We start from the raw sequence: 21,994 nt of genomic DNA on the forward strand, positions 1-21,994 counted from the left end.
GCCTTTGCGGCCCTGCGCCCGCCTGTTTGCCTTGCGGCGTTTTTCGCTCACTTTTCGCGGAGAACGTTACTTGTTTACTGGAATCATCGAAGGCGTCGGCCGTCTGGCCGCTCGCGAATCCATCGGCGGCGATGTCCGCTTCACCTTCAATGTCGGGAATCTGCCGTTCGACAACGTGCAGATGGGCGAGAGCATTGCCATCAACGGCGTCTGCCTCACCGTCATCGCGTTCGATGCCAGCAGCTTCCAGGCTGATGCCTCCACCGAGACCCTGGGCCTGACCACGCTGGGCCAGCTGGGCGAAGGGGCGGTCATCAACCTGGAGCGTGCCATGCGCCCGACCGACCGCCTTGGCGGCCATCTGGTCAGCGGCCACGTCGACGGTCTCGGCCAGGTGCTGTCCATCCATGAAGACGCACGTGCCCAGCGCTGGCGTTTCGCTGCACCGGCCGCGCTGCGTCGCTACATCGCCAAGAAGGGCTCGATCTGCGTGGACGGTGTCAGCCTCACCGTCAACGAAGTGGACGGCGAAGGCTTTGAAGTCGCCCTCATCCCGCACACCGTGGCCAACACCGCCTTCTCCGCCGCAGGCGTGGGCAGCGCGGTCAATCTTGAAATCGATCTGGTCGCCCGCTACGTCGAGCGGTTGATCAGCGTGCCGACCAACGGTCAGCACCCGCAGGGAGATGCAGCATGAATTTCGCCCCGATTCCGGAAATCCTGGAAGACATCCGCCTGGGCCGCATGGTGGTCATCGTCGATGACGAAGACCGCGAGAACGAAGGCGACCTGATCATGGCCGCCGAGCTGGTCAAGCCGTCGGACATCAACTTCATGGTCACCCACGGCCGAGGCCTGGTGTGCCTGCCGCTGACCCGCACCCGCGCCGCCGACCTCGGCCTGGCGCCGATGGTGCAGGCCAATACCGCGCAGTTCCAGACCAACTTCACGGTCAGCATCGAGGCCGCCGAGGGCGTCACCACCGGCATCTCCGCGCATGACCGTGCGCATACCATCCGCACCGCGGTGAAGCCCAACGCCCGACCGTCGGACCTGCACCAGCCGGGCCACATCTTCCCGCTGATCGCCCAGCCCGGCGGCGTGCTGACCCGCGCCGGCCACACCGAAGCCGGCGTGGACCTGGCCATGTTGGCCGGGCTGGAGCCGGCCGGCGTGCTGGTGGAAATCCTGAACCCGGATGGCAGCATGGCGCGCCGCCCGGAACTGGAAGTGTTCGCCCGCGAGCACGGCCTGAAGATGGGCTCCATCGCCGACCTGATTGCCTACCGCCTGGCCACCGAAAAGACCGTCGAGCGCGTCGATGAGCGCGAGATCGACACGGAGTTCGGCCCGTTCAAGCTGGTCACCTACCGCGACCGCATCGCCCACGACCTGCATTTCGCCCTGGTCCGTGGCACCCCGGATGCCGACACCCCGACGCTGGTGCGGGTGCAGGTGGAAAATCCGTTGGCCGATCTGCTGCATTGGCGCCGGGATGACTTCGGCGTGGCCGCCACCGATGCCCTGCGCGCGATCGATGCCGAAGGCGCGGGCGTGATGGTGGTCTTGCAGGCCCCGCGCGATGGCGAAGCCCTGCTGGCCCGCCTGCGCCAGCAACCGGCGCCAGTGGTGCCGGGCAAGGACAAGGATGTGGGCCAGTGGCGCCGCAATGGTGCCGGCGCGCAGATCCTGTCCGACCTGGGCCTGGGCAAGCTGCGCGTGTTGGGCACCCCACGCCGCCAGATCGGCCTGGCCGGGTATGGCCTGGAGGTGGTGGAGACGGTGACCCCGTAACCTGCCGCTGCACATGGGATCGGTAGTGCCGGCCGCTGGCCGGCAACACACGCCCCGGGATTGCCGGCCAGCGGCCGGCACTACCGGTGGGTGCCGACCGTTGGTCGGCACGCCCCGCAGGCCCCCGCCAGCCACGGCCGGGGGCCATCCACGCTAGAATTACCCCTTAATCGAATCCCCAAGCCGCATATGAGCCACTACGAAGGTGATCTTCGCACTCCCGAGTCGGCGCGCTTTGCCATCCTGGCCAGCCGCTGGAATGCCCGCATCACCGACGCGCTGGTCGCGGGCGCGCGCCTGAGCCTGGCCGGCAACGGCATCACCGAAGCCAACATCGACGTGATCCGCGTGCCGGGTGCCTGGGAACTGCCGCTGGTGGCCGCACGCCTGGCCGCCGCCCACGAACACGCCGCCATCCTCACCCTGGGCTGCGTGATCCGTGGCGACACCCGCCACTACGAACACGTGGCCGACCGCTGCGCCGAGGGCCTGATGCGCGTGCAGCTGGATTTCGGCGTGCCGGTGCTGAACGGTGTGCTGGCGGTGGAACGTGCTGAAGACGCCGAGGCCCGCGCAGGCGGCAGCCACGGCAACAAGGGCGAGGAAGTCGCACTCGCCGCATTGGAAATGGTCAACCTTCTGGAGCAGCTGCCATGAACAAGAACACCCAGGGCAAGCCCTCCGGTAAACCCGTCCGCCGTGATGGCGTCGATCCGGTGCTGCGCTCGCGCGCGCGCCGTCGTGCCGTGCAGGCCATCTACGCCTGGCAGATCTCCGGCGGCAACGCGCAGTCGCTGATCGCCCAGTTCGCCCACGAGCAGGCCCGCGAAATCGCCGACCTGGCGTACTTCGAAGCGCTGGTGCATGGCGTGCTCGACAACCGTCGTGACATCGATGAAGCGCTCGGCCCGTACCTGGACCGTGGCATCGAAGAAGTGGACGCGATCGAACGCGCGGTGGTGCGTCTGGCTGCCTACGAGCTGCGTTACCGCCTGGACGTGCCGTACCGCGTGGTGATCAACGAAGCCATCGAATCGGCCAAGCGTTTCGGTTCCGAGCATGGCCACACCTACGTCAACGGCGTGCTCGATCGTGCCGCCGTGGAATGGCGCAAGGTCGAATCGGGTCACTGACCCGCCTGTGCCCGCCTTGAGCGGGTCTGGACGCTTCCGGGTAGGTGCCAACCTTGGTTGGCACGGTTGGGATCCTGCCTTGGTGGGGTCGACTGTTGGTCGACCGCCTTTCGAACAGCGGTCTTGATGTCGGACGGGAGAGCAGTCGACTGACAGTCGACTCTACCCAGCCGGTTTACCCATTCGGCACGATTCATCCGCGCCCGCCGCCCATCCATGCAACCCGCCGGAGCGCCCCATGTCCCTGGCCGAATTCGCCCTCATCGACCGCATCCGCGCCCGCACCCTCGAGCGCGACGACGTCCTGCTTGGCATCGGTGATGACGCCGCGCTGCTGCAGCCGCGCCCGAACGAACAGCTGGTGGTCACCGCCGATACGCTGAACAGTGGCGTGCATTTCCCTGCGGAAACGCCGGCCTTCGATATCGGCTGGAAGACGCTGGCCGTCAATCTGTCCGACCTCGCCGCCATGGGCGCGCGCCCGGCGTGGTGCACGCTGGCGTTGTCGTTGCCGGAAGCCACCGAAGACTGGATCGAATCTTTCGCCGATGGCTTCTTCGCGCTGGCCGACCAGCACGACATCGCCTTGATTGGTGGCGACACTACGCGCGGTCCGCTGTCGCTGTCGGTGACCGCGATGGGTCAGGTCGGCCGTGGCCAGGCGCTGCGCCGTGACCGCGCGCAGGTGGGCGACGACATCTGGGTCAGCGGCACGCTCGGCGATGCGGCCGGTGCGCTGCGCCTGTGGCAGCAGGGTGCATTGAACGTGGCCACCGCCACCCTGCTGGCCGACTACGAAAGCCTGCGCCTGCGCCTGCTGCGTCCCACCCCACGTGTCACCCTGGGCCTGCGCCTGCGTGCGTTCGCGCATGCGGCCGTGGATATCTCCGATGGCTTGCTGGCCGACCTTGGTCACATCGCTGCACGCAGCGGCGTGCGCGCCGAAGTCGATGCCGATGCGTTGCCGATCTCGCCGGCGCTGCGCGAACTACTGGGCCGCGATGTTGCCCGTGAGTGCGCGCTGCACGGTGGCGACGATTACGAACTGTGTTTCACCGCTGCCGCCGACCAGCGCGATGCGCTGCACTACCTGGCCGAATCGTTGGACGTGCCGCTCACCCGCATCGGCCGCATCATGGAAGGGCAGGGCGTGCATACCGAGGGGCATGACGGCCCTGGCGGGTACGAGCACTTCGCGTGATCAATGACGCCGGGCAATGCCCGGCGGCGCTTAGGTAGAGCCGGGCCTATGCTCGGCTGCCTTGCGCGCGGTGTGCGTGCGCCGAGCATGGCCCTGCTCTACAACTTTGGATCAGATGTGTGGTACTGGAGATCCGAAACGGTTGTCGCCCTCCGTGCCCGGCAGCAGCATGAATACCAGCACCACCAGTCCGGCGAACGGCACCAGCATCAGCAGGTACCACCAACCCGAACGGTCGGAGTCATGCAGCCGTCGCACCGTCACTGCGATCATCGGCACGATCACTGCCAGCCACATCACCACGCTCAGGCCTGTCGAGGCCAATGCCAGCATTTGCGATTCGGTGTAGCCGGCAATGAAGCCCAGCACATACAACGGAATCGATACGATCACGATGAACAACTGGAACCACCAGAACTCACTGCGGCTGGCGCGCCCGCTGAACTGTGCGTAGCGCTTCAGTGGAACCATCATCTTGTGCATCGGGTCTGCTCCTTGGAAAAAGAGGCAGCACTATCTATTGCGGGGCGAATGGCAGCCATGCAATTGGTTGCAATCTGTTCGCAGCACGCGCGTAGTTCGCCCGAAGATGAAGGCGTTGCCGTCAGGCCGCGTGCAACTGCACATCCACATACTCTGCCAGCCCACGGCAGGCCAGCAGCAGGCCCTCGCGCCCTCGATCCGCCATCTCCTGGCCAACCTCGCCATCCACGCGCACGCGTTCGGTGGCGTGCAGCAGTTCCAGCAGGAAGGTCAGCCCGGCGTTGGCCCGATCGATGCGGGCCAGCGCCAGCCGCTGCCCGGGCGTGCGGCCGTTCCCTGGCCACGGCTGGCCGTCGGCAGCATCGCCCTGGCGGATGTGCTGCAGGCAAGCCTGCAACGTAATCGTGCCGGGCGCCTCGCCGCTCTGCAGTGACACGAAGGTGTTTTCCAGCGCGCGTGCCAGATCGTCGGGCAAGCGTGTGGCGGCTTCGCCGAGGGTGGCAAACAGGTGGGGGTAGCGGGAAGTGGTCATGGCGGCGTCCTTGAGTGCGAAGCAAGGGGCCACCCCGCGTAACAGCGAGGGTGGCGGACGGTGCGTGGTTCCAATACCGGTGGCAAGTATGCGAAACGCCGGCGGGCACAAGGCCCCCACGCACCGCCCGCCATGTGAGCGCGGACAGAATGCCTGCCGACGCCGCCCGAGGGATGGGCGACGCCGACAGACAAGCGTAAACAACATACTTACCAAACGGGATTGGAAGCCCGTGCCACCCGTTGTCGGTGGCGTGTCCATCATGCGCACGAAGGTGCTGCTGCACCAATCAGAAAAGTTTCAAACTCAAAATTTCTGCAGTTGGGATGCGCGCGCGGCGCGGTTATTCAAAACGAGGCGATTGCGTCAGAATTCGCGCAGCTTCCTTGTAGAGCCGAGCCCATGCTCGGCTCAGCGCGCGAAGCGTGGGGTCAGAGCCCATCGCCGTTGCGATGGGATCCGACCCCGGGCAATCGGTAGCGCCCAGCCATGCCCGGCGCACATCACACCGGCGGAAGGACCTTGCCCGGATTGAGGATGCCGTCCGGATCGAGTGCGGCCTTGATCGCGCGCATCGTCGCCAGTGTGGCCGGGGTAAACGCCTGCGCCATGAAATCGCGCTTGGCCAATCCAATACCGTGTTCGCCGGAGAGCGTGCCACCGAGCGCCAACGTCAGCTCGAAGATCTTCGGCAGCGCGGCATGCGCGCGTGCGTTCTCATCGGCGTCGTCCGGGTGGTAGAGGATGTTGACGTGCAGGTTGCCGTTGCCGGCATGTCCAAACGTGACGATGGTCAGCGTGTACTCGCGTGCCAGCGCCTGTACACCGGCCACCAGATCTGGAATGCGCGATACCGGCACCACCACGTCTTCGTTGATCTTGCCGGGTGCGACGGTCCGCAGTGCGGGTGAAAGCGCCTTGCGTGCGGCCCACAGCTGGTCGCGTGCGCGGCCTTCCATTGCCACGTCCAGTTCGATCATGCCGTCGCCTTCTGCGGCGCTGGCCAGTGCCTGCAGCAGGTAGGGCAGGGTGTCGTGGTCACCATCGGCTTCCACCAGCAGCATCGCCCCAGCCTCGGGCACCTCGGCACCATTGAGGCGCAGCAGTTCCAGGCTGCGTGCATCCATGAATTCCAGGCGCGTGGGTACCACCGGCTGCGACATCAGGCGCGACACCGCAGCGGCGGCGGCATCGGCATCGCGGTACAGCACGCGCAGGCCGGCCTGGCTGACCGGCAGCGGCGTCAGCTTCAAGGTGGCTTCCACGATCAGCGCCAGCGTGCCTTCGCTGCCCACCAGCAGATGGGTGAGGTCGTAGCCAGTGGAATCCTTGGTGTAGGCGCCGCCGCAGCGGATCACCTCGCCGGTGCCGGTGACCGCCACCAGGCCCAGCACGTTGTCGCGGCTGGTGCCGTACTTCACTGCGCGCGGGCCACCGGCGTTGCAGGCCAGGTTGCCACCCACGCTGCAGATCTCCGCGCTGGAAGGGTCTGGCGCCCAGAACAGGCCGTGTGGCGCCAGCGCCTGCTGCAGGGTGCCGTTGAGCACGCCCGGCTGCACCACGGCGCAGCGGTCGCCGGCACGGATCTCGACAATGCGGTCCATGCGGGTGAACGACAGCACGATGCTGCCCGGCAATGGAACCGCAGCGCCGGTGGTGCCGGTACCGGCGCCACGTGCGACCAAGGCCACGCCATGCGTGCGGCAAGCACGCACCAGCGCCTGCACGTGTTCAATGGTGGCCGGCAGTGCAACGGCGGCAGGACGTTGATGGCGCCACGAGTTGTCCTGCGCGTTCGCCTCCAGGGCGCTGGCATCCATGCGCCAGCCCTCCGCACCCAGCAGGGCAGACAGTTCGGCAACCAGGGCAGCAGGCGGTGCAGTACTCATGACGGATCTCGTGGGGCAGCAGGAGCGGGTTGGATCAGTTTCCAGGTAACAACGGCGCCGGCCAATGGCAGCCACACCCAGCGCAGTTCCGACAACAACGTGGCCATGCCGCGCGCGCTGAAGAACTGCGGCGCAAACGGTGAAACGCGGATCGGCCGCCACGGGGCGAAGAAGCGCTGCTCGCTCCAGGGCCAGGCCAGGGCAACGCCGAGGCCGCCGGAGGTCATCGCGTCGAGCAAGGGATGGCTGGCGGCGCAGATGAAGATGAATACCGCCGCCTGTGTGGTGGGTGCCAACCTTGGTTGGCACAAACCCGCCGACCAAGGTCGGCGACTACCAAAGAACGCCAGCAACGCTGCCAACATGGCCAGCACGCAGGCAAACAACAACGAATGGCTGGCACCACGGTGGCCGAACGCATCGGCATAGGGAATGTGCAGCGCGAATGCCAGCACATCGGCATCGGGCAGCATGGCCGCGACCACACCGGCAGCCAGCAGCCACGATGGAATGCGGCCGCGATCAGCGGCGCACCACAGCGCCAGCGGCACGGCGGCGTGGGTGATGATCGAAGGCATCAGCAGTCGTCCAGTCGGAACGCGTCCCGCAGCCAGTTCAACTGCGGCGGTTCACCCGTGGCTTCCACCACATCGAAGCGGCAGGGCGCATCGGCAAGCGCAGGATTGTCCTGCAGGTACAGCAACGCGGCATGGGCCACGCGTCGGCACTTGCGCACATCCACCGAGGCAGCGCCGCCACCGAAATCGGATCGTGCGCGGTAACGCACTTCCACGAACACCACGGTTCCGGCGTCGTCCATCACCAGGTCCAGTTCACCGCCGCGATAGCGCACGTTGCGCGCACGCGGCTGCAGGCCGGCCTGTTGCAGATGCTGCTCGGCGGCGGCTTCCACCGCCGAGCCACGTTGGCTGCGCTCAGCGACCACCGACGATCGGCATCGGCCGGCCGCCATTGAAGGTGGACCACGCCGGCTGACGGAGGATGTTGCCGTTGCTGTCCAGGAACAGGGTGCCGGTGGCACCGTCCAGACCGCCTTCGTTGGACAGCTTGTCCAGGTAGGCGGTGATCTTCCAGGCATCGGCGCCGAAGGCGAACAGGCGGCCAGCGGCGCCGCGCGCGCTGGGCAGGGTACTGGCGACCTGGCTGGCCGATGGCAGACCGGACACGCTGCGCACGTTCCAGGCTTCGTTCGGATAGACGATGCCGTCCAGCGCCACGTCTTCTTCCACCTTGCCACTGCCGACGGTCAGCTGCGAGGTGCCGACGCGGGTGGCGCCACCGGCGCCGGCCAGTGCCAGCTGCGGCGCCAGCAGGCGCGCCTGCGGCGCACGCACGGCGAGGAATACCGCGTCGACCTGGCCGGCATTGCGCACCTGCGCGCCGACGTCGCCGACTGCATCACTGACCCCGACCGTGGCCACCACCTGACCGCCGCGCTGGGCGAAGCGCTGGGCGAAGGCGGCGGCGGATCGGCGGCCGGTGTCGTCGGCGCTGTTGATCACCAGCGCCTTGCCGCGCTCGCGGCCGCGCAGGTATTCGGCGGCGACGATGCCATCGTCTTCCGGGGCCAGCGAGAAACCGGCGCTGCCGGCCGGCGGCGCATCCTTGCCGCGGTTCAGGGCCAGCACCGGTACCTGCAGCTGCTGGCGGCCGTACACGGCGTCCACTTCGTCGCGGCCCAGCGGGCCGACCACGAAGTCGGCGCCGGAGGCCACGGCCTTGTCGTAGGCGGCCAGCGCACCGGCCGGCGTACCGGCGGTATCGAAGAAATTGATGTCCGGGCGGCGACGGCTCTCACCGTAGTAGGCGGCCAGCAGGCCATCGCGTACCGGCTGCGCGGCGGTGGCCAGGCGGCCGCTGAGCGGCAGCAACACCGCCAGCTTGGCCGGCGGACGGTAACCGTCGCTCATCGCCGGCGGGCGCTTGCTGGTATCGAACTGGGCGGCGCCATCACGGTCGAACGGGCGCGGCAGCGGCAGGCCACGTGCGATCAGCGCTCGGCCGGCGAAGTTGTACAGCGGGTCGTTGGCCGGCAGCGCGGCGGCACGGCTGCGCAGGGTGGCGTCGTCGAGGGTGCCGAGCAGGCCGGCAATGGCGGCCTGGTTCTCGCTGCGCGCGCTGCCGGTCAGGCCGGCATGGGCGCGGGCGCGTTCGGTGGCGGCGCCGAAGGCATCGCCGGTGCCCTGCAGAGCATTGGCCCGGGCCAGGTGCCAGCGCGTACGCAGGGCCGGGAGCACGCTGTCGCCCTGGTCCTTCAATAGCGCCAGTGCCTGCGCCGGCTGCTTGTCGGCCAGCGCCAGCTCGGCGCCCGTCAGCTGGTAGCGCTGCAGGCTGGCGCCGCTCAGCTGGCGGGCAGTGAGCTGGCCCAGCAGGCTGCGCGCGCGCGCGCTGTCGCCGGCCAGGTGCCAGGCCCAGGCCGCGTCGGCCAGTGCGTTGCTGCGGGCACCGCCGCGCAGGGTGGCGGCCAGGCCTTCCAGCTGCAGCGCGGCGTCGCGGGGCTTGCCCTGTTCGATCAGCGCCAGCGCCTGGCTCTGGGCCGGCGAATCGGGCGTGCTGGTCAGGCTGGTGGTGGCACAACCGGCCAGCAACATCAGCGACAACGACAGGGCGGAGATCCGTGCGGCGGGCTTGTTCATGATCGGGTCCATGCGATGAGGGCAGCGGCCTTGGCCGGGTACACGCTACGATTCTACCCTTGCCCCGTGAGTACCGCTGAAATGAGTGTCCCAACCCTGTACGTCGTCGCCACCCCGATCGGCAACCTGTCCGATCTGAGCCCGCGCGCGCAGGAGGTGCTGCGTTCGGTGGCGGCCATCTGTGCCGAGGACACCCGCCGCAGCGGCCAGCTGCTGTCCCATTTCGGCATCCAGCAGCCGCTGGTGGCGCTGCACGAACACAATGAAGAGGCCCTCGCGCAGCGCTTGGTTTCGCGCCTGCAGGCCGGCGAGTCGCTGGCGCTGGTCAGCGATGCCGGCACCCCGCTGGTCAGCGATCCCGGTTTCCGCCTGGTGCGGGCGGCGCGCGCGGCCGGCATCAAGGTCAGCCCGATTCCCGGCGCCTGTGCCGCCATCGCCGCGCTGAGCGTGGCCGGCCTGCCCAGCGACCGCTTCAGTTTCGAAGGCTTCCTGCCGGCCAAGGCCAGCGGCCGCCGCGATCGCCTGCAGGCGCTGGCTGGCGAAGTGCGCACGATGGTGTTCTATGAATCCTCGCACCGTATTGCCGAGTCGCTGGCCGACATGGCCGCGATCTTCGGCGGCGAGCGCCCGGCGGTGCTGGCGCGCGAGCTGACCAAGCTGTTCGAGACCGTGCTTGATGGTGACCTCGCCGGTCTGCTGGCACGGGTGGAGGCCGACGAGAACCAGCGCAAGGGCGAGTTCGTGGTGATGGTGCAGGGCGCCGGCGATGATGAGGAGGCACAACTGGCGCACGGCCGCCGTGTGTACGCCAAGCTGAGCGAACACCTGCCGCCGTCGACTGCGGCCAAGTTGGCCGCCGAGTTGACCGGTGCACCGCGCAAGGCGTTGTACGGTAGTTGATGGATCGTGCGGACCAAGGTTCGCACCCACCAGAGCAGCGGAATCGGGAGATCCATGCCATGCGTGGATGGATGAACCGCACCAAGTTCCCCCCCCAGATGGCGCCGTGCGGCATCAGCACTGTGCGATTCCGTCCAAGGTGCCCAGATAATCGGCAATCTCGGCAACCACCGAGGAAAGCTCAGGTGCACACAGGCGATTCCTGCGCAGGAACGCGTGCCACTGAGCCTGCTTCTGGACATCCATGGCGAATGCCTGGGTCAGCCCGTACGGCATTGGCGTCGGCGCAGGGGTACCGCGTCGATCAAAGGTCGCACCAATGGCGGCTGCAAGGCCGGGGCGATCCATGGCGTCCTCGCGCACCAATGCCAGCAGGTCGAAGAAGTCTTTCATCCTGCTGTTGGCAATGCCTAGTGCCGCAATCGCTTCCAGTTTTTCGGCGAATACCGTTTCGCGTGGGTAGACGCGCAGGCAAGGCGGCGGAAATCCGTCCAGCATCACCGGATAGGTTATTTCTGGCGGTGGGGCGATCACCGCGTCGCCAAACCCCACATCCCACTGCACATGGCAGCGTGCACGGCCCAGATATGCGATCAGGCGCATGCGCAGCCCCTCATACGCCGCGTCTTCGCGGGTAGCTTCGATGGCGATGCTGGCTGGATCGAAGTGCAGACCGTCGTCGCTTGCCACTGCACAGAGCGAGCGCGCGATACGCAGGAGATGGGCGGGCTCAGTACTGCCGAATCGCAGAAAGTCCGCATCCCGTGTGGGCCGGTGTGGTGCATCGAACCACACTGCGAACAGCATGGCGCCCTTCAGCAGAAACTGGTCGCGGTATCGGGAAGCGGAGAGCCGGTAGAGCAGGCGCTCAACGGCGAACCTGTCCAGCACGAACTGGAAGTCCTCGCCGTGGTTGCGGGCGTGATCGAGCAATCGCTGCCGGATGGAAGCAACGCGACGGGGAAGCGGTGGAGAGTGGGTCACGCCAGGGCATCGAGATACGGTCTCATCAGTCTGGCAACGCGGCAGATCCGCGCATACTCCATCAGTGCGTTTGGGGTGATGGCGCGGCTGCGAAGCGCGTCACGCAGCGCCTCGATAGCGACATCGAGGCCGACGAGATTGCGGTATTTGAAGCAGTCCGCGACGGTTTTGGCAACGTTGCTGACATAGATGCAACGCGTGCCCACACGGCGTTCTTCCAGTCCTGCATTGAGGGTCGTTGGCGACATGCGGACCACCCGGAGCGGCGGCCAGTCGATGCGGGGCGAGCGGTCGCTGTTGCCAATGGCGACCCAGAGCTCGAACGGCGCCTGGGTGGTCAGGCCATGCAGGCGCAGGGCACTCAACAGACACAGGCGGGGGTGCGGCAGGCGTTCGGCAATGATCCGCAGCCCATCGTCGGTGTCGCCGCGGGTTTTTCCGGGCAATGCGTAAACGCCGCGGGACAGTCGGATGAGTGCACCGGCGTCGACCAGGCGCGCCAGTTGCGCACGGGCAATTCCGGCAGCCACCAGTTCGCGCGCGCGCAGCGTGCCTGCGCGCAGCAGTAGCTTTCGTGCCCTGGCCTCAGCATTTTCCATGACGGCATTGTTCCATAATGCAGGTCATTTTTAATATAGACCGACAAAAAGGAACATCGTCGGTGCCGACGAGTGAAGGGTGCGGAGCTGGGTCCGCACCCACCACGGCGGAGCAGGTAGCGCCGGGCCACGCCCTTGGGAGATCCACGCCATGCGTGGATGGATGAACCGGACGCCGCGATCAGCACGGCAGGAAGGACGTGCGTACGCTAGAATATGCGCTGGCGGAGTCGGCCAGACAGTCGCGTCATCCCTTCGGGGGTGCCGAGGAAAGTCCGGGCTCCATAGGGCAAGGTGCCAGGTAACGCCTGGGCGGCGCAAGCCGACGGAAAGTGCAACAGAAAGATACCGCCTACGTCTTCTTCGGAAGGCCGGTAAGGGTGAAATGGTGCGGTAAGAGCGCACCGCGAGTCTGGCAACAGACCGGCACGGCAAACCCCACCTGGAGCAAGACCAAATAGGGATCCTTTGGCGCGGCCCGCGTTGGATCCGGGTAGGTTGCTTGAGCGTTGCGGTGACGTAACGCCTAGAGGAATGACTGTCCACGACAGAACCCGGCTTATCGGCCGGCTCCGCCTCCTTATTCCGGTAAGCCGAGCCATGCTCGGCTGCTCTCCGTGCAGATGCTCGGGATGTTGTTCAGCCCGGCGTGCGGTACTGCCCGGCGGAAATGAACTGCGAAAAGCGTTCGCACCACACGACCACGGTGGTGTAGTCGTCCACGTCCACGTTCGCGGGCACATCGACCAGGAATCGGTTGAAGGTCTTCACCTCGCCGATGCGCTGGGCCTGTGCCTTGATCTTCAGGAAGTCGGCCTTGTTGTCGACGAAGTCGCGGACCAGGTAGACCTTGTAGTCCGGCCCGGGGCCCATCTTGCCGTCGAATGCGACCTGGCGCGGGCTGACGCTGACTTTGCCTTCAGCCCAGTGCACCGCATCGCTGCCCTTGAGGTCGCGGCGGAAGGTGGTGTGGTAGCGGGCCTCGCCCATGGCCGCCTGCACCTGCGCGACCGGCGGGTCATCGGGGGCGATCAGGATCGGCAGGAGGTAGACGCCCAGGCCGAAGCCCAGGCCGAGCGTGAGCAGGTGGGTAACAACAAGTACAAGAACGCGGCGCATCGATGACTCCCTGTGGATCGGTGGGGCGCGGCAGGACCGCGCCAGGTCATCGTGTGGCGTGCAGGCAGAGATTTATAGACACAGAAAACAGGTACAGGGTCAGAAGTCGACCTGGCTGTGCCCAATGGCGACGCCCTGTGGGCCGAAGCGGCGTTCGTGGATCTCGCCGTGGCCGTCGGCGTCGATCAGCAGCACGGTGCTGGCGCGGGTGCCGTAGTCGTCGCCGCGGATGAAGGCCGGGCTCAGCCAGCGTTCGCGCTCCAGGCCGATGCCGGTATCGGGCAGGTCACTGTCGGCGGGGCGGTGTTCGTCGGCAAGGGCCTCCCACAACGGGGTCAGATCCCTTTCGCGTTGGGAAGGGGATCTGACCCCTTCCTCTTCCAGCCAGGCCGACAGCGCGGCCATCAGTCGCCGGGTCTTCGGCCAGGGCGCGTCCAGGGCGCCGTTGGACATGCCGTGCACGCCAGGGCCCAGGCTCTGCCGCTCGTAGGGGTGGTTGCCCAGGTATTCCAGCGTTTGGCCATCGGCCAGCAACAGGTTGAACGGGGCATAGGCGCCGGCCACGGTCGCCAGCCGGTCGATGTGCACGGCAGCGGGATCGCGGCCGCGCAGGAAGTCGGCCACCAGCGCGCCCCGCGACGGCCCGGTCTGGGCGGCCAGTGGGTCGCGCACATTGGTGACCACAGCCATCCGGCCTGCATTGCCGACCCCGGCCCAGCCGCCGCCGGAGCGCAGGTCGCGCCCGCCGATGACGGAGGTCTCATCTTGCCAAGGGGCCAGCGCCGCCGTCGGGCGGGCGTGGAACTCATCACGGTTGCCGGTCATCACCAGCCGCCAGCGCGGGTGGTGCATCCAGCCAAGAGCGAGCAGGCACATGGGCTCATTGTGCATGGTTTGCGCAGTCTGGCGCCGTTTTCAGCCCGCTCCGGATGAATGCGCGGCCGATGTTTCACGCTCTGTCCACACCCCTGAACTTCCGTTCAATCTCAAAAAATGAGACGGATCAGCAACTTGTGGATAAGCCTTGAACAATTCTCTAAAGGTTGTTGCAAGCCATTGATGCGGCTGGCGATTTCCCTGCTGAAAAGTTGTTGACAACCCTTGGGCCGCTGCTAAGGTGGGCATCAGAGGGAAATCCGGGTGTTTTGTGGGTTTTCGTGGTTCAATGTTTCACCGGGCGAAGGACAAGGTGCAGGCGTCGTGTTCCAGGGCGAGACGGCCATCACAGTTGACGACAAGGGGCGCATGGCGGTTCCCACCGCTTACCGCGACCTCGTCGCGCGCGCCAGCAACAACCGTCTCGTGTTGACCTACAACCCGTTCGAAGCCGGCTGCCTGTGGCTGTATGCAGAGTCGGAATGGGAGCGGGTCCGCGACGATGTGATGTCCAAGCCCAACACACAGCGCGTCGTGCGCCTGTTGCAGCAGAAGCTGGTCGGCTCGGCCGCCCATCTGGAGCTGGACGGCAACGGTCGCATCAGCATTCCCGCCAGCCACCGCGGTGCGGTGGGCATTGAGAAGAAGGCGGTATTGCTCGGTATGGGCGACAAATTCGAATTGTGGAGCGAGCAGGCGCATCGGGCCCTGATCCAGCAGACGTTGTCTGATGAGGATCTGGGTGATGGGTTGCTCGACCTGAAGTTGTGAGCCGGGGTGCCCGGATGCGCCCAGAAGCGCAGACCGGTCACCTTCCGGTGTCGCAGTCGCCGGCGGTGCATCTGCCGGTCCTGTACACCCAGGTCCTTGAAGGCCTGAGGGTGATCGAAAACGGACGTTATCTGGATGGCACGTTCGGTCGTGGCGGTCATGCACGTGGCGTGCTCACCCAGCTCGGTCCCGAGGGGCGCCTGCTGGTCATGGACAAGGATCCGGAAGCCATTGCCGTTGCCGAGCGCGATTTCGCGCCGGACCCGCGTGTGTCCATCTTCCGTGGCAGCTTTGCCCAGCTGCTGCAGTGGGATGCGACCGCCGAGGGCCTGGACGGCGTGCTGTTCGACCTGGGCGTGTCCTCGCCGCAGCTGGACGTGGCCGAACGTGGCTTCAGCTTCGGCAAGGATGGCCCGCTGGACATGCGCATGGACCCGGACAGCGGCGAAAGCGCAGCGCAGTGGATCAACCGCGTCGAAGACCGTGAGATCGCCGACGTGCTGTGGACCTACGGCGAAGAGCGGCAGAGCCGACGCATCGCCCGTGCGATCGTCGCCCGCCGCGAGAAGCAGCCGTTCACCCGCACGGCCGAACTGGCCGAACTGATCGCCTCGGTGATGCCGCGTGGCAAGGACAAGATCCATCCGGCCACGCGCAGCTTCCAGGCCATCCGCATCCACATCAACCGCGAGCTGGCCGATCTTGAGGCCGGGCTGGATGCGGCGGTGGAGCGGCTCAAGCCCGGCGGTCGGTTGGCGGTGATCAGCTTCCATTCGCTGGAAGACCGCATCGTCAAGCAGTACATGAACCGCCTGGCCAAGGCGCCGCCGGCCAACCGCCGCCTGCCCGAGGCGGTCGCGTTCGTGCCGACGCTGGACCTGATCGGTGGTGCCATCAAGGCCACCGACGAAGAGCTGGCCACCAACCCGCGCGCCCGCAGCGCCGTGCTGCGCGTTGCCCAGAAGCGGGAGGCCGACGCGTGAGCCGGCTGCTGCTGATCATCCTGTTGGCCTGCACCGTGGCCTCGGCGATCGGCGTCGTGTTCGTGCGTCATCGTCATCGCCAGACGTTCATCGAGCTGTCGCGTGCCGAACGCACGCGCGATGACATCAACCTGGAGTTCGGCCGCCTGCAGCTGGAACAGGCCACGCTGGCCGAAGCCAACCGCGTCGATCGCATCGCCCGCGAGAAGCTCGGCATGAAGTTCCCCGAAGCCGGGGACATCGTGGTGGTGCGCCCATGAGCAAGACCGGCCGCAACCGCCCGCGCAACGCCTTCAACCTGCGCCAGCGCCTGCGCTGGGTGGCCCTGGCGCTTGGCCTGTGTTCGGTGTCGCTGGTCGGTCGCGCCGCCTACGTGCAGATCATCAACAGCGATTTCTACCAGCGCCAGGGCGAGGCCCGATACCTGCGCGAGCTGCCGATCAAGACCTCGCGCGGCATGATCACCGACCGCAACGGCGAGCCACTGGCGGTGTCCACGCCGGTCGCTTCGATCTGGGTCAACCCGCAGGACCTGCTGCGTTCGCCCGAACGCATTCCCGAGCTGGCCCAGGCGGTCGGCATGTCGGTGGATGAGCTGAGCAGCCGCCTGTCGCAGAAGTCGGACAAGGAATTCATGTACCTGCGTCGCCGGATCAACCCGGACGAAGCAGAGAAGGTGGTCGCGCTGAAGATTCCGGGCGTGGCCGCGCAGCGCGAGTTCCGCCGCTTCTACCCGCAGGGTGAGGCGATGGCGCACGTGCTGGGCTTCACCAATATCGACGACCGCGGCCAGGAGGGCCTGGAGCTGGCGTTCGACGAGTGGCTGCGCGGCAAGGCCGGCGCCAAGCGGGTGATCCGCAACCGCAAGGGCGAGACCGTCGAGAGCGATCTGCTGCGCGCCGCCGAACCGGGCAAGGACCTGACCCTCAGCATCGACCGCCGCATCCAGTACCTGGCTTTCAAGGAGCTGCGCAACGCGCTGGTGGCCAACAAGGCGGCCGGCGGTTCGATGGTGATCATGGACGTGACCACCGGGGAGATCCTGGCCATGGTCAACCTGCCGACCTACAACCCGAATTCGCTGACCGGCGCGATTCCCGATACGCGCCGCAACCGTGCGGTGACCGACCTGGTCGAGCCGGGTTCGACGATGAAGCCGTTGACCATCGCCACCGCGCTGCAGGCCGGCGCGGTGACCAAGGACACCGTCATCGATACCAACCCGGGCTACATGACCCTGGGTCGCTTCACCATCCGCGACGTGCCGCGTAACAACGGTGTGCTGAACGTAACCGGCGTGATCACCCGCAGTTCGAACGTGGGCGCGGCCAAGGTCGCGGCGAAGATGCCGGACCAGACCTTCTATGACGGCGTGCGCCGCTTCGGCTATGGCTCGGCGCCGCACAGCGGTTTCCCGGGCGAGTCGGCCGGCGTGGTGATGCGCCCGGCACGCTGGTCGGGCACCACCAAGACCACCATGTCCTACGGCTATGGCCTGTCGGTGACGCCGCTACAGATCGCCACCGCCTATTCGGCGTTGGCCAACGGTGGCCGCCTGATCGCGCCGACGTTCGTCAAGGGCCAGCGCAACGAAGGCCAGCAGATCATCGACGAGAACGTCGCCCGCCAGGTGGTGGCGATGATGGAAACGGTGGTTACCCAGGGCGGCGCCAAGCAGGCAGCCGTCCTTGGCTATCGCGTGGCCGGCAAGACCGGTACCGCGCGCAAGGCCGGCCCGGGGGGCTACGAGCGCGGTCATTACAACGCGCTGTTTGCTGGCGTGGTGCCGGCCACCAACCCGCGCTTTGCCACTGTCATCGTCATCAACGACCCGCAGGCCGGCAAGTTCTACGGTGGCCTGGTGTCCGCGCCGGTCTACCACAACGTGATGGAAGGCACCCTGCGCCTGATGGACGTGCCGCTGGACGACCTGCAGTCGTGGCTGGCTGCACAGCAGTCCGGCAAGGTCGGCCATTCGGCCTCGATCCTGCCCGCGCCGCCGGCCGAAGCCGCGCTGCCGGTCGACGCTGCCGCCGAATTCGATGCTGCGCTGCCGAGCGCGCAAGCCCAGACGCCACCCGCTACGGGAGGCACGCAATGAGTCCTTCGATGTTGCTTTCGCAGTTGCTTCCGGACGTGGCCCTTGCAGGGCACGATCCCGTTCTGACCGGCCTGGTGCTGGACAGCCGTGCCGTACGCCCCGGCAATGCCTTCGTCGCCATCGCCGGTTTCGGCGCGCATGGCCTGGGCTTTGTCGAGCAGGCGCGTGCGGCCGGTGCTGGCGCCATCCTGTTCGAACCGCCAGCGCCTGCCGAGCTGCCTGCACCGTCTGATGCGATCGCGGTGCCGGGCCTGCGCGCGCGCATGGGCGCGATGGCCGACCAGTTCCATGGCGCACCGTCGCGGGCAATGGCGATGGTCGGCGTGACCGGCACCAACGGCAAGACCTCCACCGTGCAGCTGCTGGCCCAGGCCTGGCATCTGCTCGGAACGCCCAGTGGCAGTATCGGCACGTTGGGCGCCGGACTTTACGGCGCTGTCGAACCGACCGGCTTCACCACGCCGCTGGTGCTGCAGATGCATGCACTGCTGGCGCAGCTGCGTGACGCCGGCGCGCGCGCGGTGGCGATGGAGGTCAGCTCGCACGCGCTGGACCAGGGCCGCGTGGATGCCGTGCATTACGACGTGGCGGTGTTCACCAACCTCACCCGCGACCACCTGGACTACCACGGCGACATGGCCAGCTACGGCGCGGCCAAGGCGCGGTTGTTCCATCGCCCCGGCCTGAAGGCCGCGGTGATCAATCTCGACGACGCCTTCGGTCGCCAGCTGTTCGCCGGCCTGCCGGCGGGCGTGCAGCCGATCGGCCTGAGCTCGCGCGGTGCCACCGACGCCAGCGTGCGCGCCGAAGCGCTGCAGATGGACGGCCGTGGCATTGCCTTCGAACTGGTCATCGATGGCCAGCGTGCTGCAGTGCAGTCGCCGCTGCTGGGCCGCTTCAACGTGGACAACCTGCTGGCCGTAGCCGGTACCCTGCACGCGCAGGGCCAGCCGCTGCCGCGCATCGCCGAGGTGCTGTCGGCGCTGCAGCCGATCCGTGGCCGCATGAACCGCCTCGGCGGCGAAGACGGCCTGCCGACCGTGGTCGTCGATTACGCACATACCCCGGACGCGCTGGAACAGGCGCTGGACAGCCTGCACGGCCATCTGCACGGCGCGCTGTTCTGCGTGTTCGGCTGCGGTGGCGAGCGCGATACCGGCAAGCGTCCGCAGATGGCGGCGATTGCCGAGCGCCTGGCCAACCAGGTCATCGTCACCGACGACAACCCGCGTGGCGAAGATGGCGACGTGATCGTGGCCGACATCCTGGCCGGATTCCAGAACGCCGATGCCGTGACCGTGCAGCGCAGCCGCGCGCGTGCGATCGGCCTGGCGGTGAAGCGTGCCGGTGCTGGCGACATCATCCTGATTGCCGGCAAGGGCCACGAGCCGTACCAGGAAGTGAATGGCGTGCGCCATGACTTCGATGACACCGAAGTGGCTGCCGCTGCACTGGCGGCCAAGGCCGGTGTTCTAGCAGCACAGGCCGGGGAGGGCGCCGCATGAAGCGCACCCTGCTTTCGCTGATCGCCCACTGGGCCGGCGGCGAGATCCACGGCGACGACGTGGCCATCGATGCGGTCAGCAACGACACCCGCAGCCTCGGCCCGGGCAGCCTGTACGTGGCGCTGCGCGGTGAGCGTTTCGACGGCCATGATTTCGCCGCCGACGCGCAGGCGCGCGGTGCCAGCGCGCTGCTGGTCGAACGCTTGCTGCCGATCGAACTGCCGCAGGTGCTGGTGGCCGACAGCGAGCTGGCCTTGGCGAAGATCGCCACCGGCATGCAGCGTGACCGCGATACCGAGGTGTTCGCGATTACCGGCAGCAATGGCAAGACCAGCGTGAAGAGCCTGCTGCTGTCGATCCTGCAGCAGGTCGCCCGGCATGCGCACAAGGTGGTGTATGCCAACCCGGGCAACCGCAACAACGAGATCGGCCTGCCGCTGGCGGTGATCGACGCCCCGGAGGATGCCGACTACGCCGTCTACGAGATGGGGGCCGGCAAGCCGGGCGACATCGCCTACCTGACCGATATCGCCCGCCCGCGCTATGCGCTGGTCAACAACATCGCACCGGCGCATCTGGAACGGATGGGCAGCCTGCTCGGCGTGGCGCTGACCAAGGGCGCGATCTATGCCGCGTTGCCAGCCGATGGCGTGGCGGTGATCAACGTCGACGATGCCTACGGTCGCTGGTTCGAACAGCACTTCGTCGGTACCCCGGCGCGCTGCCGCGTGCTGCGCTATGGCCTGGAGCACAGCGCCGAGGTCACCGCACGCGATATCCGCGCCGGTGCGCAGGGCAGCCAGTTCACCCTGGTCACGCCGATGGGCGAGAGCCGCGTCGTGCTGGGCCTGCCGGGACGCCATAACGTCAGCAATGCGCTGGCTGCGGCCAGCCTGGCGCTGTCGGCCGGTGTCGATCTGGCACTGATTGCCACCGGTCTGGCCGAAGCACAGCCGGTGCCGGGCCGCCAGATCGCCCACCAGCTGCACAACGGTGCGGTGCTGGTGGATGACAGCTACAACGCCAACCCCGGTTCGCTGGCCGCTGCCATCGATGCCCTGGCCGCTGCGCCGGAAGAGGGCTGGCTGGTACTGGGCGATATGCGCGAGCTGGGTCCGGACGCACAGGCGCTGCATGCGCAGGCCGGTCTCCGCGCGCGCGCCGCGGGCTTGAAGCGTCTGTACGCGTTGGGCCCGCTCAGCGCCGCCGCTGCGGCTGCCTTCGGCGAAGGTGGCCGCCATTTCGCCACCCATGATGCGCTGTCAAAGGCGCTGCAGGACGAGTTGCACGCTGGTGTGCGCTGCCTGGTCAAGGGTTCCCGTGGCAGTGCCATGGACCTGATCGTCAAAGCGCTGCTGGCGCAAGGAGAGGAATCCCCGCATGTTGTATGAACTGGCTCGATGGTTGCAACAGTTGGAGAGCCTGTTCGGGCTGTTCAACTACCAGACGTTCCGCGCCATCCTTGCCGCGCTGACGGCCCTGTTCCTGTCGCTGTGGCTCGGCCCGGCGATGATCCGCAAGCTTGCCCAGTTCAAGGGCGGCCAGCCGATCCGCACGGACGGTCCGCAGACCCACTTCTCCAAGGCCGGCACGCCGACCATGGGCGGTTCGCTGATCCTGCTCACCGTCACGCTGTCGGTGCTGATGTGGGCCGACCTGCGCAACCGCTACGTGTGGCTGGTGCTGGCAGTGATGCTGTGCTTCGGCGCCATCGGCTGGTATGACGACTGGATCAAGATCGTCCGTCGCGATCCGAACGGGCTGAAGTCGCGCTGGAAGTACCTGCTGCAGTCGATCTTCGGCCTCGCTGCGGGCATCTTCCTGTTCCAGACGGCCGATGTGCCGGCGGCGCTGACCTTCTACATCCCGATGTTCAAGTCGGTGGCGTTGCCCCTGGCCGGCATCGGCTTCGTGGCCATCGCCTATTTCTGGATTGTCGGGTTCTCCAATGCGGTGAACCTGACCGACGGCCTCGACGGCCTGGCGATCATGCCGACGGTGCTGGTGGCCTGCGCACTGGGTGTGTTCGCCTATGCCTCGGGCAACGTGGTGTTCGCCAACTACCTGCAGATCCCGCAGATCCCGGGTGCCGGCGAGCTGGTCATCATCTGCGCGGCCATTGCCGGCGCGGGCCTCGGCTTCCTGTGGTTCAACACCTATCCGGCCATGGTCTTCATGGGCGACATCGGCGCGCTGTCGCTGGGCGCGGTGCTGGGCACCATCGCGGTGATCACCCGCCAGGAGCTGGTGCTGGTGATCATGGGCGGCGTGTTCGTCATCGAAACGCTGTCGGTGATGATCCAGGTTGCTTCGTTCAAGCTGACCGGCAAGCGCGTGTTCCGCATGGCACCGATCCATCACCACTTCGAACTGAAGGGCTGGCCGGAGCCGCGGGTGATCGTGCGCTTCTGGATCATCTCCGTCGTGCTCGTCCTGATCGGCCTGGCCACGTTGAAGGTGCGCTGAG

Annotated in this window: 23 protein-coding genes and 1 other RNA gene; 14 read left to right on the forward strand and 10 right to left on the reverse strand. The window is 67.0% G+C overall.

Features of this window, described 5'->3' with window-relative positions; genetic code table 11:
- The first annotated feature begins 70 nt into the window (after positions 1-70).
- The 5 genes from ABH900_RS13745 to thiL all read left to right on the forward strand — a co-directional run bounded on the left by ABH900_RS13745 (position 71) and on the right by thiL (position 4,128).
- Positions 71-697 carry a riboflavin synthase gene (locus ABH900_RS13745; RefSeq protein WP_429623518.1) on the forward strand — a complete coding sequence of 209 codons (627 nt, stop codon included), beginning with the start codon at positions 71-73 and terminating at the stop codon, positions 695-697.
- Positions 694-1,794, forward strand: a complete 1,101-nt coding sequence (gene ribB, locus ABH900_RS13750; RefSeq protein WP_429623520.1) for a 3,4-dihydroxy-2-butanone-4-phosphate synthase — start codon at positions 694-696, stop codon at positions 1,792-1,794. Before ABH900_RS13745 ends, ribB begins: the two co-directional genes overlap by 4 nt.
- A 189-nt stretch (positions 1,795-1,983) precedes the next feature.
- Entirely contained in the window at positions 1,984-2,451 is a 468-nt protein-coding gene (gene ribH / locus ABH900_RS13755) for a 6,7-dimethyl-8-ribityllumazine synthase (RefSeq protein ID WP_049443133.1), read from the forward strand.
- Positions 2,448-2,927: a transcription antitermination factor NusB gene (nusB, locus tag ABH900_RS13760; RefSeq protein ID WP_429623521.1), complete on the forward strand. Its 480-nt coding sequence runs from the start codon at positions 2,448-2,450 to the stop codon at positions 2,925-2,927. The genes ribH and nusB overlap by 4 nt, the downstream gene beginning before the upstream one ends.
- 238 nt (positions 2,928-3,165) lie before the next feature.
- Entirely contained in the window at positions 3,166-4,128 is a 963-nt protein-coding gene (gene thiL, locus ABH900_RS13765; RefSeq protein WP_429623523.1) for a thiamine-phosphate kinase, read from the forward strand.
- Positions 4,129-4,239: 111 nt separating this feature from the next.
- On the opposite strand, the gene ABH900_RS13770 is transcribed toward thiL, so the two are convergent.
- The 6 genes from ABH900_RS13770 to ABH900_RS13795 form a co-directional block, all read right to left on the reverse strand.
- A complete protein-coding gene (locus tag ABH900_RS13770) occupies positions 4,240-4,611 on the reverse strand; it encodes a DUF805 domain-containing protein (protein ID WP_429623525.1) in 372 nt (123 codons plus the stop codon).
- Between the two features lie 121 nt (positions 4,612-4,732).
- Positions 4,733-5,143: a hypothetical protein gene (locus tag ABH900_RS13775; RefSeq protein ID WP_429623526.1), complete on the reverse strand. Its 411-nt coding sequence runs from the start codon at positions 5,141-5,143 to the stop codon at positions 4,733-4,735.
- A 503-nt stretch (positions 5,144-5,646) separates the two neighbouring features.
- A complete protein-coding gene (locus tag ABH900_RS13780) occupies positions 5,647-7,032 on the reverse strand; it encodes an FAD-binding oxidoreductase (RefSeq protein ID WP_429623528.1) in 1,386 nt (461 codons plus the stop codon).
- Positions 7,029-7,610: a metal-dependent hydrolase gene (locus ABH900_RS13785; RefSeq protein WP_429623530.1), complete on the reverse strand. Its 582-nt coding sequence runs from the start codon at positions 7,608-7,610 to the stop codon at positions 7,029-7,031. Before ABH900_RS13785 ends, ABH900_RS13780 begins: the two co-directional genes overlap by 4 nt.
- Positions 7,610-7,978, reverse strand: a complete 369-nt coding sequence (locus ABH900_RS13790; RefSeq protein WP_286074965.1) for a YraN family protein — start codon at positions 7,976-7,978, stop codon at positions 7,610-7,612. Before ABH900_RS13790 ends, ABH900_RS13785 begins: the two co-directional genes overlap by 1 nt.
- Positions 7,968-9,689 (reverse strand): penicillin-binding protein activator, encoded by a 1,722-nt coding sequence (locus tag ABH900_RS13795; protein WP_429623532.1) that lies wholly within the window; start codon positions 9,687-9,689, stop codon positions 7,968-7,970. Before ABH900_RS13795 ends, ABH900_RS13790 begins: the two co-directional genes overlap by 11 nt.
- 81 nt (positions 9,690-9,770) lie before the next feature.
- On the opposite strand from ABH900_RS13795, the gene rsmI reads away from it, so the two are divergent.
- Positions 9,771-10,589 (forward strand): 16S rRNA (cytidine(1402)-2'-O)-methyltransferase, encoded by an 819-nt coding sequence (gene rsmI / locus ABH900_RS13800; protein ID WP_429623534.1) that lies wholly within the window; start codon positions 9,771-9,773, stop codon positions 10,587-10,589.
- A 114-nt stretch (positions 10,590-10,703) separates the two neighbouring features.
- Here rsmI and ABH900_RS13805 read toward each other — a convergent pair whose 3' ends face one another.
- Together ABH900_RS13805 and ABH900_RS13810 are read right to left on the reverse strand one after the other, a co-directional pair.
- Positions 10,704-11,573: a nucleotidyl transferase AbiEii/AbiGii toxin family protein gene (locus tag ABH900_RS13805; protein WP_429623535.1), complete on the reverse strand. Its 870-nt coding sequence runs from the start codon at positions 11,571-11,573 to the stop codon at positions 10,704-10,706.
- Positions 11,570-12,172: a type IV toxin-antitoxin system AbiEi family antitoxin domain-containing protein gene (locus tag ABH900_RS13810; protein WP_429623536.1), complete on the reverse strand. Its 603-nt coding sequence runs from the start codon at positions 12,170-12,172 to the stop codon at positions 11,570-11,572. The genes ABH900_RS13805 and ABH900_RS13810 overlap by 4 nt, the downstream gene beginning before the upstream one ends.
- A 226-nt stretch (positions 12,173-12,398) precedes the next feature.
- Here ABH900_RS13810 and rnpB point away from each other — a divergent pair.
- Positions 12,399-12,750, forward strand: an RNA gene (rnpB, locus tag ABH900_RS13815) — RNase P RNA component class A.
- 61 nt (positions 12,751-12,811) lie between these two features.
- On the opposite strand, the gene ABH900_RS13820 is transcribed toward rnpB, so the two are convergent.
- Complete coding sequence (locus ABH900_RS13820; protein WP_429623537.1) at positions 12,812-13,291, reverse strand: DM13 domain-containing protein; 480 nt, start codon at positions 13,289-13,291, stop codon at positions 12,812-12,814.
- A 99-nt stretch (positions 13,292-13,390) separates the two neighbouring features.
- The gene (locus tag ABH900_RS13825; protein ID WP_429623538.1) at positions 13,391-14,167 is read right to left on the reverse strand and encodes an NRDE family protein; all 777 of its coding nucleotides are present in this window, start codon (positions 14,165-14,167) and stop codon (positions 13,391-13,393) included.
- Between the two features lie 324 nt (positions 14,168-14,491).
- On the opposite strand from ABH900_RS13825, the gene mraZ reads away from it, so the two are divergent.
- Genes mraZ through mraY form a run of 7 tightly spaced genes read left to right on the forward strand, consistent with a single transcriptional unit; the run spans position 14,492 to position 21,993 of the window.
- Complete coding sequence (gene mraZ / locus ABH900_RS13830; RefSeq protein ID WP_004143635.1) at positions 14,492-14,938, forward strand: division/cell wall cluster transcriptional repressor MraZ; 447 nt, start codon at positions 14,492-14,494, stop codon at positions 14,936-14,938.
- Positions 14,939-14,952: 14 nt separating this feature from the next.
- On the forward strand, positions 14,953-15,921 hold the full coding sequence (gene rsmH / locus ABH900_RS13835; RefSeq protein WP_429623540.1) for a 16S rRNA (cytosine(1402)-N(4))-methyltransferase RsmH: 969 nt from the start codon (positions 14,953-14,955) through the stop codon (positions 15,919-15,921).
- The gene (ftsL, locus tag ABH900_RS13840) at positions 15,918-16,181 is read left to right on the forward strand and encodes a cell division protein FtsL (RefSeq protein ID WP_014035980.1); all 264 of its coding nucleotides are present in this window, start codon (positions 15,918-15,920) and stop codon (positions 16,179-16,181) included. Before rsmH ends, ftsL begins: the two co-directional genes overlap by 4 nt.
- Complete coding sequence (locus tag ABH900_RS13845) at positions 16,178-18,022, forward strand: peptidoglycan D,D-transpeptidase FtsI family protein (protein ID WP_429623542.1); 1,845 nt, start codon at positions 16,178-16,180, stop codon at positions 18,020-18,022. Before ftsL ends, ABH900_RS13845 begins: the two co-directional genes overlap by 4 nt.
- The gene (locus tag ABH900_RS13850; RefSeq protein ID WP_429623544.1) at positions 18,019-19,527 is read left to right on the forward strand and encodes a UDP-N-acetylmuramoyl-L-alanyl-D-glutamate--2,6-diaminopimelate ligase; all 1,509 of its coding nucleotides are present in this window, start codon (positions 18,019-18,021) and stop codon (positions 19,525-19,527) included. Before ABH900_RS13845 ends, ABH900_RS13850 begins: the two co-directional genes overlap by 4 nt.
- Positions 19,524-20,918, forward strand: a complete 1,395-nt coding sequence (locus ABH900_RS13855; protein ID WP_429623545.1) for a UDP-N-acetylmuramoyl-tripeptide--D-alanyl-D-alanine ligase — start codon at positions 19,524-19,526, stop codon at positions 20,916-20,918. Before ABH900_RS13850 ends, ABH900_RS13855 begins: the two co-directional genes overlap by 4 nt.
- The gene (gene mraY / locus ABH900_RS13860) at positions 20,908-21,993 is read left to right on the forward strand and encodes a phospho-N-acetylmuramoyl-pentapeptide-transferase (protein WP_303637919.1); all 1,086 of its coding nucleotides are present in this window, start codon (positions 20,908-20,910) and stop codon (positions 21,991-21,993) included. The genes ABH900_RS13855 and mraY overlap by 11 nt, the downstream gene beginning before the upstream one ends.
- Position 21,994 lies beyond the last annotated feature (1 nt).

Origin of the sequence: Stenotrophomonas sp. AN71, assembly GCF_050435725.1 — a bacterium.
Classification (GTDB): domain Bacteria; phylum Pseudomonadota; class Gammaproteobacteria; order Xanthomonadales; family Xanthomonadaceae; genus Stenotrophomonas.

Coding starts and splice junctions, on each gene's coding strand:
- ABH900_RS13785 (WP_429623530.1), bottom strand. CDS start 7,610: ATGCCTTCGATCATCACCCACGCCGCCGTGCCGCTGGCGCTGTGGTGC.
- ABH900_RS13780 (WP_429623528.1), bottom strand. CDS start 7,032: ATGAGTACTGCACCGCCTGCTGCCCTGGTTGCCGAACTGTCTGCCCTG.
- ABH900_RS13850 (WP_429623544.1), top strand. CDS start 18,019: ATGAGTCCTTCGATGTTGCTTTCGCAGTTGCTTCCGGACGTGGCCCTT.
- ABH900_RS13775 (WP_429623526.1), bottom strand. CDS start 5,143: ATGACCACTTCCCGCTACCCCCACCTGTTTGCCACCCTCGGCGAAGCC.
- ABH900_RS13795 (WP_429623532.1), bottom strand. CDS start 9,689: ATGAACAAGCCCGCCGCACGGATCTCCGCCCTGTCGTTGTCGCTGATG.
- rsmI (WP_429623534.1), top strand. CDS start 9,771: ATGAGTGTCCCAACCCTGTACGTCGTCGCCACCCCGATCGGCAACCTG.
- rsmH (WP_429623540.1), top strand. CDS start 14,953: ATGCGCCCAGAAGCGCAGACCGGTCACCTTCCGGTGTCGCAGTCGCCG.
- ABH900_RS13820 (WP_429623537.1), bottom strand. CDS start 13,291: ATGCGCCGCGTTCTTGTACTTGTTGTTACCCACCTGCTCACGCTCGGC.
- thiL (WP_429623523.1), top strand. CDS start 3,166: ATGTCCCTGGCCGAATTCGCCCTCATCGACCGCATCCGCGCCCGCACC.
- ABH900_RS13845 (WP_429623542.1), top strand. CDS start 16,178: ATGAGCAAGACCGGCCGCAACCGCCCGCGCAACGCCTTCAACCTGCGC.
- ABH900_RS13825 (WP_429623538.1), bottom strand. CDS start 14,167: ATGTGCCTGCTCGCTCTTGGCTGGATGCACCACCCGCGCTGGCGGCTG.
- nusB (WP_429623521.1), top strand. CDS start 2,448: ATGAACAAGAACACCCAGGGCAAGCCCTCCGGTAAACCCGTCCGCCGT.
- ABH900_RS13810 (WP_429623536.1), bottom strand. CDS start 12,172: ATGGAAAATGCTGAGGCCAGGGCACGAAAGCTACTGCTGCGCGCAGGC.
- ribB (WP_429623520.1), top strand. CDS start 694: ATGAATTTCGCCCCGATTCCGGAAATCCTGGAAGACATCCGCCTGGGC.
- ABH900_RS13770 (WP_429623525.1), bottom strand. CDS start 4,611: ATGCACAAGATGATGGTTCCACTGAAGCGCTACGCACAGTTCAGCGGG.
- mraY (WP_303637919.1), top strand. CDS start 20,908: ATGTTGTATGAACTGGCTCGATGGTTGCAACAGTTGGAGAGCCTGTTC.
- ribH (WP_049443133.1), top strand. CDS start 1,984: ATGAGCCACTACGAAGGTGATCTTCGCACTCCCGAGTCGGCGCGCTTT.
- ABH900_RS13855 (WP_429623545.1), top strand. CDS start 19,524: ATGAAGCGCACCCTGCTTTCGCTGATCGCCCACTGGGCCGGCGGCGAG.